This window comes from Pseudomonas sp. 67(2021), from assembly GCF_017491835.1.
Lineage (GTDB): Bacteria > Pseudomonadota > Gammaproteobacteria > Pseudomonadales > Pseudomonadaceae > Aquipseudomonas > Aquipseudomonas atacamensis.
In genome coordinates this window covers 102,330-119,964 of sequence record NZ_JAFGYL010000003.1, presented here as the reverse complement: position 1 = coordinate 119,964, position 17,635 = coordinate 102,330, and the positions used below count along the sequence as shown (strand labels likewise).

Genomic DNA, 17,635 nt, shown 5'->3' with positions numbered 1-17,635 from the left:
ACACAGAAATTGTGAACGCCTTCAGAACCTGTGGGAGCGGGCTTGCCCGCGATAGCGTCAGATCAGGCACCGCAAACCTACTTGAACCGCCGCTCAACGCCTTTTTCCACGAGAATCTTCGCCGAAATCTCTTCCACCGAGAAATGCGTGGAATTGATGTGCGGAATGTTCTCGCGGCGGAACAGGTTTTCCACTTCGCGCACTTCGAATTCGCACTGGGCGTAGCTCGAATAACGGCTGTTGGGCTTGCGCTCATTGCGGATCGCGGTCAGGCGGTCGGGGTCGATGGTCAGGCCGAACAGCTTGTGCTGATGGGCGCGCAGGGCGGTGGGCAGGGTCAGGCGTTCCATGTCGTCTTCGGTCAGCGGATAGTTGGCCGCGCGGATACCGAACTGCATGGCCATGTACAGACACGTCGGCGTTTTGCCGCATCGCGACACGCCCACTAGTATCAGATCGGCTTTGTCGTAATAGTGGGTGCGCGCGCCGTCATCGTTGTCGAGGGCGAAGTTCACCGCCTCGATGCGCTCCATGTAATTGGAGTTGTGTCCGATCGAATGGGATTTGCCGACGGTGTAGGAAGAGTGCTCGGTGAGCTCCTGTTCGAGCGGCGCGAGGAAAGTCGAGAAAATGTCGATCATGAAACCATTGGACGTTGCGAGAATCTCACGAATGTCCTGATTGACGATGGTGTCGAAGATGATCGGGCGAAAGCCGTCGGTTTCAGCGGCTTTGTTGATTTGTTGTACCATGGCCCGCGCTTTTTCCACGCTGTCGATGTAGGGCCGCGTGAATTTGCTGAAGGTAATGTTTTCGAACTGCGCCAACAGGCTTTGACCCAGGGTTTCGGCGGTAATGCCGGTGCCATCGGAGATGAAGAAAGCAGATCGTTTCATTTGCACCTTGGGCCTTAAGCTAGTAACAAATCTTGGATATGATAGGCGCGATTTGCCGGCCGCCATTGGCCCGCATTCTCACTTATTTTCCAAGTCCAGGCCATACAACCGGCCAAGGCTCCCCCGGGCCGCCGGTTTCTGAGCTTTTCCAACACAGTTAGTGGAGAGATCACCTTGGTAGAGTACGTAGTTTCCCTCGATAAGCTCGGCAAACACGATGTTGAGCATGTGGGGGGCAAGAACGCATCCCTGGGCGAGATGATCAGTAACCTGGCAGGCGCCGGTGTTTCGGTCCCCGGCGGCTTCGCCACGACGGCTCAGGCCTATCGTGACTTCCTCGAACTGAGCGGCCTGAACGAGCAGATCCACAAGGCCCTCGACGCGCTCGACGTCGACGACGTCAATGCCCTGGCCAAGACCGGCGCGCAGATCCGCCAATGGATCATGGACGCCGAATTCCCTGAAAAGCTCAACACCGAGATCCGCACCGCGTTCGCCGCGCTGTCGGCCGGCAATCCTGATGTGGCCGTGGCCGTGCGTTCTTCCGCCACCGCCGAAGACCTGCCGGACGCGTCCTTCGCCGGCCAGCAGGAAACTTTCCTGAACATCCGTGGTGTGGAAAACGTTATCCGCGCCGCCAAAGAGGTGTTCGCTTCGCTGTTCAACGACCGTGCGATTTCCTACCGCGTGCACCAGGGCTTCGACCACAAACTGGTCGCCCTGTCGGCTGGCGTGCAGCGCATGGTGCGTTCGGAAACCGGCACCGCCGGCGTGATGTTCACCCTCGACACCGAATCGGGTTTCCGTGACGTGGTATTCATCACCGGCGCTTACGGCCTGGGCGAAACCGTCGTACAAGGCGCGGTCAACCCCGATGAGTTCTACGTACACAAAGGCACCCTGGAAGCCGGTCGTCCGGCCATCCTGCGCCGCAACCTGGGCAGCAAAGCCATCAAGATGATCTACGGCGACGAGGCCAAGGCCGGTCGTTCGGTCAAGACTGTCGATGTCGACAAGGCCGAACGCGCGCGTTTCTGCCTGACCGACGCCGAAGTCAGTGAGCTGGCCAAGCAGGCGATGATCATCGAGAAGCACTACGGCTGCCCGATGGACATCGAGTGGGCCAAGGACGGTGACGACGGCAAGCTGTACATCGTGCAAGCGCGTCCGGAAACCGTGAAAAGCCGCACCCAGGCCAACGTGATGGAACGTTACCTGCTCAAGGAAACCGGCACCGTGCTGGTGGAAGGTCGGGCGATCGGCCAGCGCATCGGCGCCGGCAAAGTACGCATCATCAAAGACGTCTCGGAAATGGACAAAGTCCAGCCGGGCGACGTGCTGGTTTCCGACATGACCGACCCGGACTGGGAACCGGTGATGAAGCGCGCCAGCGCCATTGTCACCAACCGTGGCGGGCGTACCTGCCACGCGGCGATCATCGCCCGTGAGCTGGGCATCCCGGCGGTGGTGGGTTGCGGCAACGCCACCCAGCTGCTGAAGGATGGCCAGGGCGTGACCGTGTCCTGCGCCGAAGGCGACACCGGTTACATCTTCGAAGGCGAACTGGGCTTCGACATCAAGAAGAACTCCGTCGACGCCATGCCGGAGCTGCCGTTCAAGATCATGATGAACGTCGGCAACCCGGATCGCGCCTTCGACTTCGCCCAATTGCCGAACGCCGGCGTCGGTCTCGCGCGTCTGGAATTCATCATCAACCGCATGATCGGCGTGCACCCGAAAGCGCTGTTGAACTACGACGGCCTGCCGCAGGAAATCAAGGACAGCGTCGACAAGCGTATTGCCGGTTACAGCGACCCGGTCGACTTCTACGTCGACAAACTGGTGGAAGGCATCAGCACCCTGGCTGCAGCGTTCACGCCGAAGAAAGTCATCGTGCGTCTGTCGGACTTCAAGTCCAACGAATACGCCAACCTGATCGGCGGCAAGCTCTACGAGCCGGAAGAAGAAAACCCGATGCTGGGCTTCCGTGGTGCTTCGCGTTACATCAGCGAATCGTTCCGCGATTGCTTCGAGCTCGAATGCCGCGCGCTGAAACGCGTGCGCAACGAGATGGGCCTGACCAACGTGGAAATCATGGTGCCGTTCGTCCGTACTTTGGGCGAAGCCAGCCAGGTGGTCGATCTGCTCGCCGAGAACGGCTTGAAGCGCGGCGAGAACGGTCTGCGCGTGATCATGATGTGCGAACTGCCATCCAACGCGATTCTGGCCGAGGAATTCCTCGAATTCTTCGACGGCTTCTCGATCGGCTCCAACGACCTGACCCAACTGACGCTGGGTCTGGATCGTGACTCGGGGATCATCGCGCACTTGTTCGACGAGCGGAATCCAGCGGTGAAGAAGCTGTTGGCCAACGCCATTCAGGCCTGCAACAAGGCCGGCAAGTACATCGGCATCTGCGGTCAGGGTCCTTCCGACCACCCGGATCTGGCCAAGTGGCTGATGGAACAGGGCATCGAAAGCGTGTCGCTGAACCCGGACACCGTGCTGGAAACCTGGTTCTTCCTCGCCGAAGGCCAGGCTTGATCAGTATGTAATTGGCCCGCGCCCCATGTGGGAGCGGGCCTTGAGATTGAAGTAGGGCGGGCTCCAACGGATGCCGCCCTTTTTTGTGCAAGAGCATTATGCAAAGCAGCAGCAACCTGTTTCCTGTCGCGCTGATCAGCGCCGAGCGGCGCGGCGATCTGAGCGAAGACGTCTATCGATTGAAACCCGGCAACAGCCCGGACTGGTCCGTGGAAATCGCCGTCACCCGCCTGGGCATGGCCGATGACACGGCGCCACGCGGCGTGCCGGTGATTCTGTTGCACGGCAGCTTTTCCAATCGGCGCTTCTGGTTTTCCCCCAAAGGCCTCGGGCTCGGCGCGTATCTGACGCGGCTGGGCTTCGACGTGTGGATTCCGGAAATGCGCGGTCACGGCCTGTCCCAGCGCAATGAGGACTACCGGCGCAACCGCGTGGCCGACTATGCCCGCTACGATCTGCCGGCGATTGCCGCGTTCGTGCGTGAGCAGAGCGGACAGATCCCGCACTGGATCGGCCATTCGCTCGGCGGCATCACCCTGGCGGCGGCGCTCGGTGGCGAATATCTCGGCGAACCGGCCGTGGCCTCGGCGGCGTTTTTCGGCACCCAGGTCAGCCGCACCTACTGGCCGTTGAAAATCCCACCGGTGGAGTGGGGCGGGCGCTTTATTCTCAAGCGTTTCGCGCAGTTGTCCGGCTCACGCCTCAAACGCGGCCCGGAAGACGAGCCGATCGGCCTGGCCATCGAAAGCATGCGCTGGTACGGCTTGTTCGGCCGCTTCGGCGACAAGGACAAGGATTGGTGGGCCGGGCTTGCCGAAGTGCAGGTGCCGGTGTTGGCTGTGACGGCAGCGGGTGATCATCAGGATCCGGCGTGGGCCTGCCGCAAGCTGTTCGAGCAGATCGGCTCCGAGCACAAGCAGTTCATCAACCTGGGCCGCGAGCAGGGCTTCTCGGATAATTTCGGTCATGTCGAAATGTTGGTGAGCAAAGCGGCGCAGGCTGAGGTGTGGCCGCTGGTGGCGCGCTGGTTGAACGATCAGCAGACGCCGTTGCTGGCGCAGACGGCGGATCTGGCCGCTGCAGTGTGAGGGGCGTTCCGTTCAGCCTGGCTTGCGGCTAAGATATGACGCATTGTGCGGTTCCAGTCATATTTCGTGACTGTTTAGCGATAACGTTTCAGCCGCGGTTCAGGTTCGCTCAGCGACCATGGCATGGACTAAGGTAAACAGCGACCGCCGGAACTCGTCTCATCATAATGCGGCATCCTTGATCGTCTTCCTTGTTACAGGAGTTTTTCGATGGAACATTACCTTACGCCTGACCTGTGCGACGCCTACCCGGAGCTGGTGCAGGTGCTGGAACCGATGTTCAGCAATTTCGGCGGCCGGGATTCCTTCGGCGGCGAAATCGTGACCATCAAATGCTTCGAAGACAATTCGCTGGTCAAGGAGCAGGCCGAACTCAATGGCAAAGGCAAAGTGCTGGTGGTTGATGGCGGCGGTTCGCTGCGCCGCGCCCTGTTGGGCGACATGATCGCCGCCAAGGCCGCGCAGAACGGTTGGGAAGGGCTGGTGATCTACGGTTGCATCCGTGACGTCGACGTCATCGCCCAGACCGATCTCGGCGTGCAGGCGCTGGCCAGCCATCCGATGAAAACCGACAAGCGCGGCGTTGGCGACCTCAACGTCCCGGTGACTTTCGCCGGCGTGACGTTCCACCCGGGCCAGTACATTTATGCGGACAACAACGGCGTGATCGTGTCGCCGAGCCCGCTGAAAATGCCTGAATAAGCTTTTCGACAAGGGATGCGGATGTTCGAGGAAGAAAACGCGCAATGGGGGCTGGTGCATGCCCTGGTGCTGGACGGCAAGGGCGGTGCGCGTTCGATAGCCCGGACTGAGCTCGACGATTTGCAGCTGCTGGCCCATGAAAGCCTGTGGCTGCACTGGGATCGCAGCCATCCGCAGACCCAGACCTGGCTGCGCAAATCCAGCGGGCTCAATGAATTCACCTGCGATCTGTTGCTGGAAGAGAATACCCGCCCGCGTCTGTTGCCATTGCCCGACTCCGAGCTGCTGCTGTTTCTGCGCGGGGTCAATCTCAACCCGGGCGCCGAGCCGGAAGATATGGTCTCGGTGCGGATTTTCGCCTCGGCTCAGCGAGTGATTTCCCTGCGCTTGCGTCCGTTGCGCGCTACGGATGAGTTGCTGGCGCTGCTGGGTGAGGGCAAAGGGCCAAGAACTTCCTCGGAATTGATGCTGTATCTGGCGCAGTTCCTCACCAACAAAGTGCAGGATCTGGTCACGTGCCTGTCGGAAGTGGTGGATGAAGAGGAAGAAAAACTCGACGCCGACGAACGGTATACCCCCGAGCATGGGGCGATTTTGCACATCCGTCGCAGAGCGGCCGGGCTGAAGCGTTTTCTTGCGCCGCAGCGGGACATTTTCGGACAGCTGACGCGGATCAAACTGCCGTGGTTCGTCGAAGACGATGCCGACTACTGGAACGAATTGAACAACAGCCTGACCCGTTATCTGGAAGAGCTCGAATTGACCCGAGAGCGCGTAGGGCTTGTGCTGGAGGCCGAAGACCGGCGTTTGAGCGTGCACATGAACCGCACCATGTATCGCTTCGGCATCATTACCTGCATCTTTTTGCCGATGAGTTTCATCACCGGTCTGCTCGGGATAAATGTCGGCGGTATTCCGTTCGCCGAAAGCCCGTATGGCTTCCTGATCGCCTGTCTGACGGTGCTCGCCCTGGCATTCGGCCAGTGGTGGTTGTTCCGTCGATTGCGCTGGGTGTGAACATGGCGCATGTGACCCGAGTAAATCTGCCCGCGTCTTTCACAGACATCACGAGAGGTGCGTATGCACGATCCGTTTGAACAGTCTTTGCGCGACATGCTCAACGCTTCGCCGTCCAGCCGCGACGACGATGCCTGCCTGGGCCGCGTACTCAAAACCGCCAACCGCCAGGTCGGCGCCGGTGATCTGTTCAGCCTGCTGGGCCGCTGGCTGCCCGCGCTGATGATTGCCCTGAACAATGGCTCGGCGCATGTCTCGCCGGTTTCCCGTCTCCGTAAAACCACTGCTCGCACTGCTGATAAGGCTGATTGAATATGGAACTTGATCTCTGGACTCAGAGCCTCGTCACTGCAATGACTGCGTTGTGGACCAAAGTCGCTAACTTCATTCCGAACCTGTTCGGCGCACTGGTTGTGCTGCTGTTGGGTTTCGTCGTGGCCAAGCTGCTCGACACCTTGCTCTCCAAATTGCTCGCCAAACTGGGCCTCGATCGCCTGATGGGCGGCACCGGGCTGACCAAGCTGATGTCGCGCGCCGGGCTGCAGGTGCCGATCTCGACGCTGATCGGTAAAATCGTCTACTGGTTCGTTCTGCTGATTTTTCTGGTTTCTGCGGCAGAATCCCTTGGCCTCGAGCGAGTTTCAGCTACGCTGGATATGCTGGCGTTGTATCTGCCGAAAGTATTTGGCGCCGCGCTGGTGCTGCTGGTCGGTGTCCTGCTGGCGCAACTGGCCAACGGGCTGGTGCGCGGCGCAGCAGAAGGCGTAGGGCTGGACTACGCTTCGGGGTTGGGGCGGATCGCGCAGGGGCTGGTGATCATCATCAGCATCTCGGTGGCGATCAGCCAGCTCGAGGTCAAGACCGACCTGCTGAACCATGTGATTGTTATCGTATTGATTACCGTTGGTCTGGCAGTTGCGCTGGCCATGGGTTTGGGAAGCCGGGAAATTGCCGGTCAGATTCTTGCGGGAATCTATGTGCGTGAGCTGTACGAGGTTGGGCAACAAGTGCGTGTTGGCGAGGTCGAAGGCCAGATCGAAGAGATCGGCACGGTTAAAACCACATTGCTGACCGATGAGGGTGAGCTAGTCTCTCTCTCCAATCGGATCCTGCTGGAACAGCATGTGAGTAGCCGCTAAACCGGCAAACCCTGCTAATGTATGCCGCCGCAAAATGCCAGCCGAGGCTGGTTGTGGCGGACATTGACCTGACTGTCGGCACGACTTGTTTTGAATAAAGCCCAACCGCTATCCACGCGCTACGACCCCCGCGAGCTCTCTGATGAGGAGTTGGTCGCGCGCTCGCATACAGAGCTGTTTCACGTAACGCGCGCCTACGAAGAGTTGATGCGGCGTTACCAGCGAACATTATTTAACGTCTGCGCGAGATATCTTGGGAACGATCGCGACGCAGACGATGTCTGTCAGGAAGTGATGCTGAAGGTGCTGTACGGCCTGAAGAACTTCGAGGGGAAATCGAAGTTCAAAACCTGGCTTTACAGCATCACTTACAACGAATGCATCACGCAGTATCGGAAGGAACGGCGTAAGCGTCGCTTGATGGACGCTCTCAGTCTAGACCCTCTTGAAGAAGCGTCTGAAGAAAAGGCGCCGAAGCCGGAGGAGAAGGGTGGGCTTGATCGCTGGCTGGTGTATGTGAATCCGATTGACCGCGAAATTCTGGTGCTACGATTTGTCGCAGAGCTGGAGTTTCAGGAGATCGCAGACATCATGCACATGGGTTTGAGTGCGACAAAAATGCGTTACAAACGCGCTCTAGATAAATTGCGTGAGAAATTTGCAGGCATTGCTGAAACTTAGTTCAGCGCAAATATCTCTTACGTGTAGGCAAGTTCTGATAGACTTGCCGCCGAGTTGTCCCCCGGTTTGCGGGACTGCTTCACAATCACCAGATGGGGATTTAACGGATGAAACTGAAAAACACCTTGGGCTTGGCCATTGGTTCTCTGATTGCCGCCACTTCGTTCGGCGCTCTGGCACAAGGCCAAGGCGCAGTTGAAATCGAAGGCTTCGCTAAGAAAGAACAATTCGACAGCGCTCGTAACTTCAAGAACAACGGCAACCTGTTCGGCGGTTCGATCGGTTACTTCCTGACCGACGACGTTGAACTGCGTCTGGGCTACGACGAAGTGCACAACGTACGTGCCGACGATGGCAAGAACGTCAAAGGCGCTAACACCGCTCTGGACGCTCTGTACCACTTCAACAACCCAGGCGACATGATTCGTCCATACGTTTCGGCCGGTTTCTCTGACCAGAGCATCGACCAGAACGGTTCGAACGGTCGTAACCGTTCCACCTTCGCCAACGTTGGCGGCGGTGCCAAGCTGTACTTCACCGAGAACTTCTACGCCCGTGCCGGCGTTGAAGCTCAGTACAACATCGACCAGGGCGACACCGAGTGGGCTCCTAGCGTCGGTATCGGTGTGAACTTCGGTGGCGGCTCCAAGCCAGCTGCTGCTCCAGTTCCAGCACCTGCTGAAGTCTGCTCCGACAGCGACAACGATGGCGTTTGCGACAACGTTGACAAGTGCCCGGACACCCCAGCCAACGTAACCGTTGACGCTGATGGCTGCCCAGCAGTTGCTGAAGTTGTTCGTGTTGAGCTGGACGTGAAATTCGACTTCGACAAGTCGGTAGTCAAGCCTAACAGCTACGGCGACATCAAGAACCTGGCTGACTTCATGAAGCAGTACCCATCCACCACCACTACTGTTGAAGGTCACACTGACTCCGTCGGTCCTGACGCTTACAACCAGAAACTGTCCGAGCGTCGTGCAAACGCCGTTAAGCAGGTTCTGACCAACCAGTACGGTGTTGAATCGTCCCGCGTTCAGTCTGTTGGCTACGGCGAATCCCGCCCAGTTGCTGACAACAAAACTGACGCTGGCCGCGCTGTAAACCGTCGCGTAGAAGCGCAGGTTGAAGCTCAAGCTAAGTAATTAGCTGCCGCTGATGGAAAAGCCCGGCTCAGGCCGGGCTTTTCTTTGTCTGCGATTTGGCTTTGACGCTTAAAGCGCCTGCACGTTGTACGCCGTCCCGGAGCTGCCGAAGGCTGCGATCTTTTGCTCTTCCACGACAGCAGCCACCGCGCCAATCACCAGAATCGCCGGGCTCTTCAATTCAAACGCCGAGGCATCCTCAGCCATCGCACTCAGGTCACTGCGACACTCACGCTGATGCGCCAACGAGGCGTTTTCGATCATCGCCACCGGCGTATCCGTCGCCATCCCTCCGGCGAGCAGCTGATCACGAATCTCGCCCAGCTTGGCCACGCCCATGTAAACCACCAGCGTCGTCCCGCCTTGCGCCAGCGCCTGCCAGTTCAACTGGCTGTCATCCTGGGTATGCGCAGTGACCAGCGTCACCCCGCGCGCCACGCCACGCAACGTCAGCGGAATATCGCACTGGGTCGCCCCGGCCAGTCCAGCGGTGATGCCATTGACCAGTTCCACTTCAACACCGCGCTCGCGCAACCACTGCGCTTCTTCGCCACCGCGGCCGAAAATGCACGGATCGCCGCCCTTGAGCCGCACGACGCATTTGCCCTGGCGTGCATAACGCAGCATCAGCCGATGGATGAATGCCTGTGGCGTCGAACGGCAGCCGCCGCGCTTGCCGACGGGAATAACCCGCGCAGCCGGGCAGTGCTCCAGCACCGCGTCGTTGACCAGATCATCGATCATCACCACATCGGCCTCGCGCAATGCGCGCACCGCTTTGAGCGTCAGCAACTCCGGATCGCCAGGGCCTGCGCCCACCAGCCAGACTTTCGCATTCATGGTGTTGTCCTCGTTAAATGACCGCGACCGGCCGCGCTTCGGCAGCCAGCAGACGCTTGATTTCCGGCACGCAGGAACCGCATTGCGTACCGCATCGGAGATTGTTTTTCAGGCCTTGCAGATCCAGGCCCTGGCGAATGCCGGCGCAGACTGCGTTGAGGCTGACGTTTTCGCAGTTGCACAAGGTCTTGTCGCTCGCAATGGCGCCGACAGCGCCCGGCGGCGCGCTCATCGGCGCGAGCAGCCAGCGCCGCAGTTGTTGGTCGGCGCGGCCCTCCAGCCACAGGCTCTGCAACCAATGTTGCGCGAGGGTTTCGCCGGCCAGGCGAATCGCAGTGATACGGCCGTTTTCAATGCGCACCCGCTTGCCAATGGCGCGACGCGGGTCGTCATAGGCCAGAACCGGGCCATCCAGCAGGGACAGGCACTGGTCGATCTCGCCCAGCAGCTGTGGATCCGGCGCCTGGCCGTGTGCAGCGCGTATCAGCAGCGCTGGCCGCTCACGACCGACAAGGCTGAGGCTGACGTAGGAAAACGCCTCGCACAGCGGTCGTAGCGTCTCGAAATGCCGCTGAACATCACCCTCGATCAAGGCGAACAGTTGCCACGGCAGGTTGACTGCCTCCAGACGCACGCCGCTGTGCTTGAGCTCCGGTTGTTTGGACAGCGGATCAAACGCCGGCAAGGTCAGCGTGTTGACGCCGCCCTTGAGATAGCGATCGCCCCAGTGCATCGGCAGAAACGCCTGGCCCGGACGCACGCTGTCGTCGCTGCTGACCGCAACAATCACCGCGCCACGGCGGCTTTTCAGATTGACCAGATCGCCGGGCTGCAAGCGGTGCCGGCGCATTTCGTCAGGGTGCAGGCTCAGCACGGCTTCGCTGACGTGGCCGAACAATTGCGCGGCGGTGCCGGTGCGGCTCATGCCGTGCCACTGGTCACGCAGGCGACCGGTGATCAAAGTCAGCGGGAAGCGCGCGTCGCGTTGTTCCTTGGCGGCGCGATACGGATCAGCAATGAACCGCGCGCGACCATTGGCTGTAGGAAAAATGCCGTCGCCGTACAAGCGTGGCGTGCCTTGGCGGGCGCCGGCAGGGAAGGGCCATTGCTGCGGACCGATCTCGTCGATCAAGGCATGACTGATCCCGGACAGATCCAGGTCTCGCCCACGGGTCAGCGCTTTGAATTCATCAAACAACTGCGAAGGTTGATCGAAAGCGAACAGGCTTGGCTGCTTGGGGCGCAGACGTTTCTCCAGACGCTGTGCGAAATCCACCGTGATTGCCCAGTCCGGCCGCGCTTCGCCCGGTGCGACAACCGCTTTGCGCACGTGGGAAATGCGCCGCTCGGAGTTGGTCACCGAACCTTCTTTCTCGCCCCAACTGGCGGCGGGTAACAGCAGGTCGGCAAACGCTGCGGTTTCGGTGGTGCGAAAGGCTTCCTGCAATACCACAAAAGGGCAGGCCTCAAGCGCTGCGCGGACTGCGCTCTGATCAGGCATCGATTGCGCCGGATTGGTACAGGCAATCCACAGCGCTTTGATTTTGCCGCTGCGCAGGTTTTCGAACAGTTCGATGGCGCTCAGGCCCGGCGCCTCGGGCAAGCTATCCACGTCCCAATACGCCGCCACCTCGGCGCGATGTTCCGCGTTGGCGGCATCGCGATGGCCCGGCAGCAGATTGGACAAACTGCCGGTTTCCCGCCCGCCCATGGCGTTCGGCTGACCGGTCAGGGAGAAAGGTCCTGCACCGGGCCGGCCGATTTGCCCGGTGGCCAAGTGCAGATTGATCAGCGCGCTGTTTTTCGCGCTGCCGGCGCTGGACTGATTCAGGCCCATGCACCACAGCGACAGGAAGCTCGGCGCCGTGCCGACCCATTCTGCGCATTGCTGCAGTTGCTCGATGCTGATGCCGCACAGTTGCGAAACCATTTGCGGGGTGTAATCGCGGACCAGCGTCTTGAGTTCGGCGAGGCCTTCGGTGTGCGCCTTGATGAAATCGCGATCGATCCAGTCTTCCCACAACAGCAGATGCAAAATCCCATGGAACAAGGCGACATCGGTGCCCGGAAGAATCGCCAGATGCAGGTCAGCCAAATCGCAGGTGTCTGTGCGACGCGGGTCGATAACGATGACTTTCATCTGCGGGCGACGGGATTTGGCTTCCTCCAGTCGACGGAAAAGTACCGGATGGGCGTAGGCCATGTTACTGCCGACGATCATCACGCAGTCGCTGAGCTCCAGGTCTTCGTAACTGCACGGCGGCGCGTCGGCGCCGAGGCTGCGTTTGTAGCCGACCACCGCCGAGGACATGCACAGCCGCGAATTGCTGTCGATGTTGTTGGTGCCCACCAGCGCCCGCGCCAGTTTGTTGAAGGCGTAGTAATCCTCGGTGAGCAACTGCCCGGAGATGTAGAACGCCACGCTGTCCGGGCCGTGTTCGGCGATGGTTTCGGCAAACACGTTGGTCGCGTGGTCGAGGGCGGTATCCCAGTCAGTACGGCTGCGCGCCAGGCCTTTGCCCAGGCGCAGTTCCGGGTACAAGGCGCGGGCGGCGAGGTCGCCGGTCAGGTGCAGCGTCGAGCCTTTGCTGCACAGTTTGCCGAAGTTGGCCGGGTGCGCCGGATCGCCGCTGACGCCGAGGATGCGCTCGCCGTCATGCTCGATCAGTACGCCGCAGCCGACCCCGCAGTAACAGCAGGTCGAGGCGGTCGTCTGGCGGTTCATCAGATGGCGTCCCGCAGGGCCAGTTGCACCCGGCCATTCTCGACCCGCGCCGGATGGTGATGGGCACAGCCGATGTCCGGCGCCTGGGCTTCGCCGGTTTCCAGGTCGATCTGCCAGTTGTGCAGCGGGCAGGCCACGCGCTTGCCGTAGATCAGACCCTGCGATAGCGGCCCGCCCTTGTGCGGGCAGCGGTCATCGAGGGCGAAAACCTCGTCGTCGCTTGTACGAAAAATCGCGATGTCACCTTTCGGTCCGGCAATGATCCGCGAACCGAGGGCGTTTATCTCTTCCAGCGCACAGATATCGAGCCAGTTCATGCCGGCACCTCCAGGTTTTTCACGGGGATCACGTCGAATTCTTTCTTCAGTTGCGGCTGCGCCAGGCGTTCTTTCCATGGGTCCTGTTCGAACGACAGGGAGAATTGCAGGCGCTCGTTCAGGGCCTTGCGCCGCTCGGCGTCTTCGAGCACGTTTTTCTTGATGTGCTCCATGCCGACCCGTTGCAGGTAGTGCACGGTGCGTTCGAGGTAGAAGGCTTCTTCGCGGTAGAGCTGCAGGAACGCGCCGTTGTATTCACGGACTTCCTCGGCAGTCTTGAGCTTTACGAAGAACTCGGCGACTTCGGTCTTGATCCCGCCATTGCCACCGATGTACATCTCCCAGCCGGAGTCGACGCCGATAATTCCTACGTCCTTGATGCCCGCTTCCGAGCAGTTGCGTGGGCAGCCGGACACGGCCAGCTTCACTTTGTGCGGCGACCACATGTTGAACAGGTCGTGCTCGAGTTCGATGCCCAGTTGCGTCGAGTTCTGTGTGCCGAAGCGGCAGAACTCGCTGCCGACGCAGGTTTTCACGGTGCGGATGGATTTGCCGTAGGCGTGGCCGGACGGCATGTCGAGGTCTTTCCAGACGCCGGGCAGATCCTGTTTCTTGATCCCCAGCAAGTCGATGCGCTGACCGCCGGTGACCTTGACCATCGGCACGTTGTACTTGTCGGCCACATCGGCGATCCGCCGCAGTTCCGACGGATTGGTCACGCCGCCCCACATGCGCGGCACCACCGAATAGGTGCCGTCCTTCTGGATGTTGGCGTGGGCGCGTTCGTTGATCAGACGCGATTGCGGGTCGTCCTTGGCCTCGCCCGGCCAAGTGGAAATCAGGTAGTAGTTGAGCGCCGGGCGACAGGTCGCGCAGCCATTGGGCGTGCGCCAGTTCAGGTAACTCATGGTCTCGGCGATGGTCAGCAGGTGTTCCTGACGGATCGCCTGACGAATCTGCCCGTGGTTGAGGTCGCTGCAACCGCAGATGGCTTTTTCGCTTTTCGGTTTGACGTCGGCCGCGCCACCCACGGTATTGATGAGGATTTGCTCGACCAGACCGGCGCACGAACCGCAGGAGCTGGCAGCCTTGGTGTGTTTCTTCACTTCATCGACGCTGAACAAGCCGTGTTCCTGAATCGCCTTGACGATGGTGCCCTTGCACACACCGTTGCAGCCACACACTTCGGCGCTGTCGGCCATGACCATGGCTTTGTCCTGGCCCTGATGTCCTACGTCGCCTAAAGCGTTTTCGCCGAACATGAGGTGATCGCGGATCTCGCCGATGGCGTGATTCTCACGAATCTGCCGGAAATACCAACCGCCATCTGCCGTATCGCCGTACAGACAGGCGCCGACCAGCACGTCATCCTTGATCACCAGTTTTTTGTACACGCCGCCGATCGGGTCGGAGAGGGTGATGGTCTCGGTGCCTTCGCCGCCCATGAAATCGCCGGCGGAGAACAGGTCGATGCCGGTGACTTTCAATTTGGTCGAGGTCACTGAACCCTGATAGCGAGCGAAACCCAGTTGCGCGAGGTGATTGGCGCAGACCTTGGCCTGTTCGAACAGCGGTGCAACCAGACCGTAGGCAATGCCGCGATGGCTGGCGCATTCGCCGATTGCGTAGATGCGCGGGTCGTAGGTTTGCAGGGTGTCGTTGACCAGAATCCCGCGATTGCACGGAATGCCGGCCTTTTCTGCCAGTTCGGTGTTGGGGCGGATGCCGGCGGCCATCACCACCAGATCGGCAGGAATGATGTCGCCGTTCTTGAACTGTACCGAGCCGACCCGGCCATTGCCGGCGTCGTGCAAGGCTTGGGTCTGTTCGCAAAGGCGAAAATGCAGGCCACGGGATTCCAGCGCCGATTGCAGAAGCTGGCCGCTGGTCTTGTCCAGTTGCCGCTCCAGCAGCCATTCGCCGAGGTGCACCACGGTCACGTGCATGCCGCGCAGCATCAGGCCGTTGGCCGCTTCGAGGCCGAGCAGACCGCCGCCGATGACCACGGCGTGTTTGTGGGTCCTGGCCGTGTCGATCATGGCCTGGGTGTCGGCGATGTCGCGGTAACCGATCACGCCCTGCAAAGTGTTGCCGGGGATTGGCAGGATGAACGGGGTCGAGCCGGTGGCGATCAGCAGGCGATCGTACTCGGCTTCGGTGCCGTCCTCGGCAATCACTCGGCGTTTGACCCGATCGATCTCCACCACTTTGCGGTTGAGCAGCAACTTGATGTTGTTTTCCAGGTACCAGTCGAGGTCGTTGAGGACGATCTCTTCGAACGTCTGCTCGCCGGCCAGCACCGGCGACAGCAGGATGCGGTTGTAGTTGGTGTGCGGTTCGGCGCCGAAGACGGTGATGTCGTAGAGCTCGTCGCTCAGCTTGAGCAGTTCTTCCAGGGTACGCACCCCGGCCATGCCATTGCCGATCATCACCAGTTTGAGTTTTTTCATCAGGTTCTCCGGGAGCTGCGGCTGGCCTCTGGTGGGCCGTCGGGCCTTGCTCGACAAATTTTGCGCAAACAAAAAAAGGCGTCCCGCTAGTTGCCTAGCGAGGACGCCTTTGTCCTGGTCCCGTTCTCTCGGGAAGCGCAGCCTTCGTCATTGAAGGTTGGGCTTTATGTATGGTGAAAAGGGTAATGCAGTGGTTGTGCCAACTCGGGGGGACGCGGATTTATTGGGGATTGGGGTTGTGACAGGAGATTTTTTTGCACCGAATCGAGGCGTGTTGCTCGTTCGTGGCGCGTTAATTCTTGGGGTTATGCGGTGTGAAGCCGAATGCCTTCGCGAGCAGGCTCGCTCCCACAAGGTGTCTGCGAACGACGCCAATCCCCTGTGGGAGCGAGCCTGCTCGCGAATGGCGCAACTCAATCTCAGCCATGAAACAACAAAACCAGCAGCACCACATTCCCGAGCAATGCCAGAAGCGCCATGGTCCGCCAGACCTTCAACGGCTCCCGCTCGAGTAAAGGCCGGGGCCGCACACTCAAACTTTGCCGCTCACCCTGTTCCAGCACCAGCAGCCACTCTTCAGCGGTTTCGAAGCGTTGCTGCGGATCGGCGGTGACGCCGCGTTCCAGGCTTTGCGCCAGCCATTCCGGCAAGTCCGGGCGATAGCGACTGGCATTCACCGGTACGCCAAATCGGGGCCGCTGGAACGCTTCGATTTCGCCATAGGGAAAATGCCCGGTGAGCAGGTAATAGAGAGTGACACCGACAGAATACAAATCCTGTTGTGCACTCGGTGGTTCGCCGCGAAACGCTTCCGGGGCGATGAAACTAGGCGTTCCTGGCAGGGTCGACGGCGCGTCCTCGGACAGTCCCGGGCAATAAGCCAGGCCGAAATCCAGCAGGCGCAGCTCGCCATCATCCCCCAGCAACAGGTTTTCCGGTTTGATGTCGCGATGCAGAATCTGCCGCCGATGCAGCAGCCCGACCGCGCGCAATAGCCGCTCGGCGATGTCCTGCCACTGCGCCAGTGGCAACGGGCCGCTGTGTTGAAACACGTCGGCCAGCGTCGTCCCGGCGTATTCGCGCATCACGTAGTACAAATGCTGACGCTGAGTGCAGGCATGGATTTGCGGAAAATGCCGGCCGGCCACGCGCTTTAGGAACCATTCTTCCGACAGCAGCGCCTGCCCGGCTTGCGGATCGTCGGCCAGCCGCGTCGGCAAGGTCTTCAGCAGCCAAGGCTGGCCCTGGCTATCGAGCACGCGATACAGCAATGATTGCTGGCTCTGGCCGATGATGCCTTGCACCTGCCAGCCTTCAAACGCTTGCCCGGGTTTCAGCGTTGGCGGCAGTGGCCATTGCTGCAATTGCACCAGCGCATCGCCGATGCTCGCTTCGCCCAACGCATCGACGCGCACCAGCAGGGCACTGGCGTTGTCCTGACTGCCGGCCAGATGCGCGGCGTTGACCAAGGTTTGCGCGGCGCTGGGCAGATCCGCTTGATCGCGCAGAATCGCCGCGATTGCGGTATCGCCCAAGGTCGACCAGACGCCGTCGCTGAGCAAAACGAAGCTTTCGCCCTCACGCAGTTCGCCGTCGAGGAAATCCAGGACCAGATGCTGATCGAGCCCGAGCGCACGTTTGAGCACGTGCTGCATGCCCGGTTGCTCCCAGACGTGATCCTCGCTGATGCGCTGCAAGCGCTCGGCGTGCCAGCGATAGACCCGGCAATCGCCGACGTGGGCGAGGGTGAAGCGCCGACCGCGCATCACCAGCGCGCTGACCGTGGTCAGCAGCGGTTGCCCGCCGCCGTTGGCCTGCAACCAGCGATTTTGCGCAAGCAGCAGGCGATCCAGCGCTTGGGCCACGCTCCAGGTTTCCGGCGTCGCGTAGTAGTCCAGAGCCAGCGCCTGCAAGGTCGAACGCGCGGCGAGGCCGCCATCGGCGCACTGGCTGACGCCGTCGGCGATGGCGAACAGATAACCCTTGCTCACCGCCAGTGCCGGCGCCGGTGTCACCGAACGCAGGGCGTCCTGATTCTCCGCACGCGGACCGGTGGCGCTGGCTTCGGCGAAGCTCAGTTGCAGGGCCATTCGA

General features: G+C 60.5%; 14 protein-coding genes. 8 read left to right on the top strand and 6 right to left on the bottom strand.

Annotated features, from left to right (window positions below; all coding sequences use genetic code 11):
• Positions 1–77: 77 nt before the first annotated feature.
• Positions 78–896 (bottom strand): pyruvate, water dikinase regulatory protein, encoded by an 819-nt coding sequence (locus J5M66_RS06105; protein ID WP_016773826.1) that lies wholly within the window; start codon positions 894–896, stop codon positions 78–80.
• A 174-nt stretch (positions 897–1,070) separates the two neighbouring features.
• Between J5M66_RS06105 and ppsA the strand changes: the two genes are divergently transcribed.
• The 8 genes from ppsA (at position 1,071) to J5M66_RS06065 (ending at position 9,209) form a co-directional block, all read left to right on the top strand.
• Complete coding sequence (ppsA, locus tag J5M66_RS06100; RefSeq protein ID WP_039762994.1) at positions 1,071–3,440, top strand: phosphoenolpyruvate synthase; 2,370 nt, start codon at positions 1,071–1,073, stop codon at positions 3,438–3,440.
• A 98-nt stretch (positions 3,441–3,538) separates the two neighbouring features.
• Entirely contained in the window at positions 3,539–4,528 is a 990-nt protein-coding gene (locus tag J5M66_RS06095) for an alpha/beta fold hydrolase (protein ID WP_207807395.1), read from the top strand.
• Positions 4,529–4,738: 210 nt separating this feature from the next.
• Entirely contained in the window at positions 4,739–5,230 is a 492-nt protein-coding gene (gene rraA, locus J5M66_RS06090; protein ID WP_207807394.1) for a ribonuclease E activity regulator RraA, read from the top strand.
• 21 nt (positions 5,231–5,251) lie between these two features.
• Positions 5,252–6,247, top strand: coding sequence for a zinc transporter ZntB (locus J5M66_RS06085; protein WP_130887697.1), 996 nt, complete (start codon positions 5,252–5,254; stop codon positions 6,245–6,247).
• 63 nt (positions 6,248–6,310) lie between these two features.
• A complete protein-coding gene (locus J5M66_RS06080) occupies positions 6,311–6,559 on the top strand; it encodes a hypothetical protein (protein WP_003223293.1) in 249 nt (82 codons plus the stop codon).
• A gap of 2 nt (positions 6,560–6,561) precedes the next feature.
• Positions 6,562–7,386, top strand: a complete 825-nt coding sequence (locus tag J5M66_RS06075; RefSeq protein ID WP_016773831.1) for a mechanosensitive ion channel domain-containing protein — start codon at positions 6,562–6,564, stop codon at positions 7,384–7,386.
• Positions 7,387–7,476: 90 nt separating this feature from the next.
• Complete coding sequence (sigX, locus tag J5M66_RS06070) at positions 7,477–8,067, top strand: RNA polymerase sigma factor SigX (protein WP_016773832.1); 591 nt, start codon at positions 7,477–7,479, stop codon at positions 8,065–8,067.
• Positions 8,068–8,174: 107 nt separating this feature from the next.
• Positions 8,175–9,209, top strand: coding sequence for an OmpA family protein (locus J5M66_RS06065; protein ID WP_016773833.1), 1,035 nt, complete (start codon positions 8,175–8,177; stop codon positions 9,207–9,209).
• A 69-nt stretch (positions 9,210–9,278) separates the two neighbouring features.
• On the opposite strand, the gene cobA is transcribed toward J5M66_RS06065, so the two are convergent.
• The 5 genes from cobA to J5M66_RS06040 all read right to left on the bottom strand — a co-directional run bounded on the left by cobA (position 9,279) and on the right by J5M66_RS06040 (position 17,631).
• Positions 9,279–10,049 carry a uroporphyrinogen-III C-methyltransferase gene (gene cobA, locus J5M66_RS06060; RefSeq protein WP_207807393.1) on the bottom strand — a complete coding sequence of 257 codons (771 nt, stop codon included), beginning with the start codon at positions 10,047–10,049 and terminating at the stop codon, positions 9,279–9,281.
• Between the two features lie 13 nt (positions 10,050–10,062).
• The gene (locus J5M66_RS06055) at positions 10,063–12,774 is read right to left on the bottom strand and encodes a nitrate reductase (protein WP_207807392.1); all 2,712 of its coding nucleotides are present in this window, start codon (positions 12,772–12,774) and stop codon (positions 10,063–10,065) included.
• Entirely contained in the window at positions 12,774–13,091 is a 318-nt protein-coding gene (gene nirD, locus J5M66_RS06050) for a nitrite reductase small subunit NirD (protein ID WP_016773836.1), read from the bottom strand. The genes J5M66_RS06055 and nirD overlap by 1 nt, the downstream gene beginning before the upstream one ends.
• The gene (nirB, locus tag J5M66_RS06045) at positions 13,088–15,541 is read right to left on the bottom strand and encodes a nitrite reductase large subunit NirB (RefSeq protein ID WP_016773837.1); all 2,454 of its coding nucleotides are present in this window, start codon (positions 15,539–15,541) and stop codon (positions 13,088–13,090) included. Before nirB ends, nirD begins: the two co-directional genes overlap by 4 nt.
• A gap of 419 nt (positions 15,542–15,960) precedes the next feature.
• Positions 15,961–17,631: a bifunctional protein-serine/threonine kinase/phosphatase gene (locus J5M66_RS06040; RefSeq protein WP_207807391.1), complete on the bottom strand. Its 1,671-nt coding sequence runs from the start codon at positions 17,629–17,631 to the stop codon at positions 15,961–15,963.
• Between the last annotated feature and the right edge of the window lie 4 nt (positions 17,632–17,635).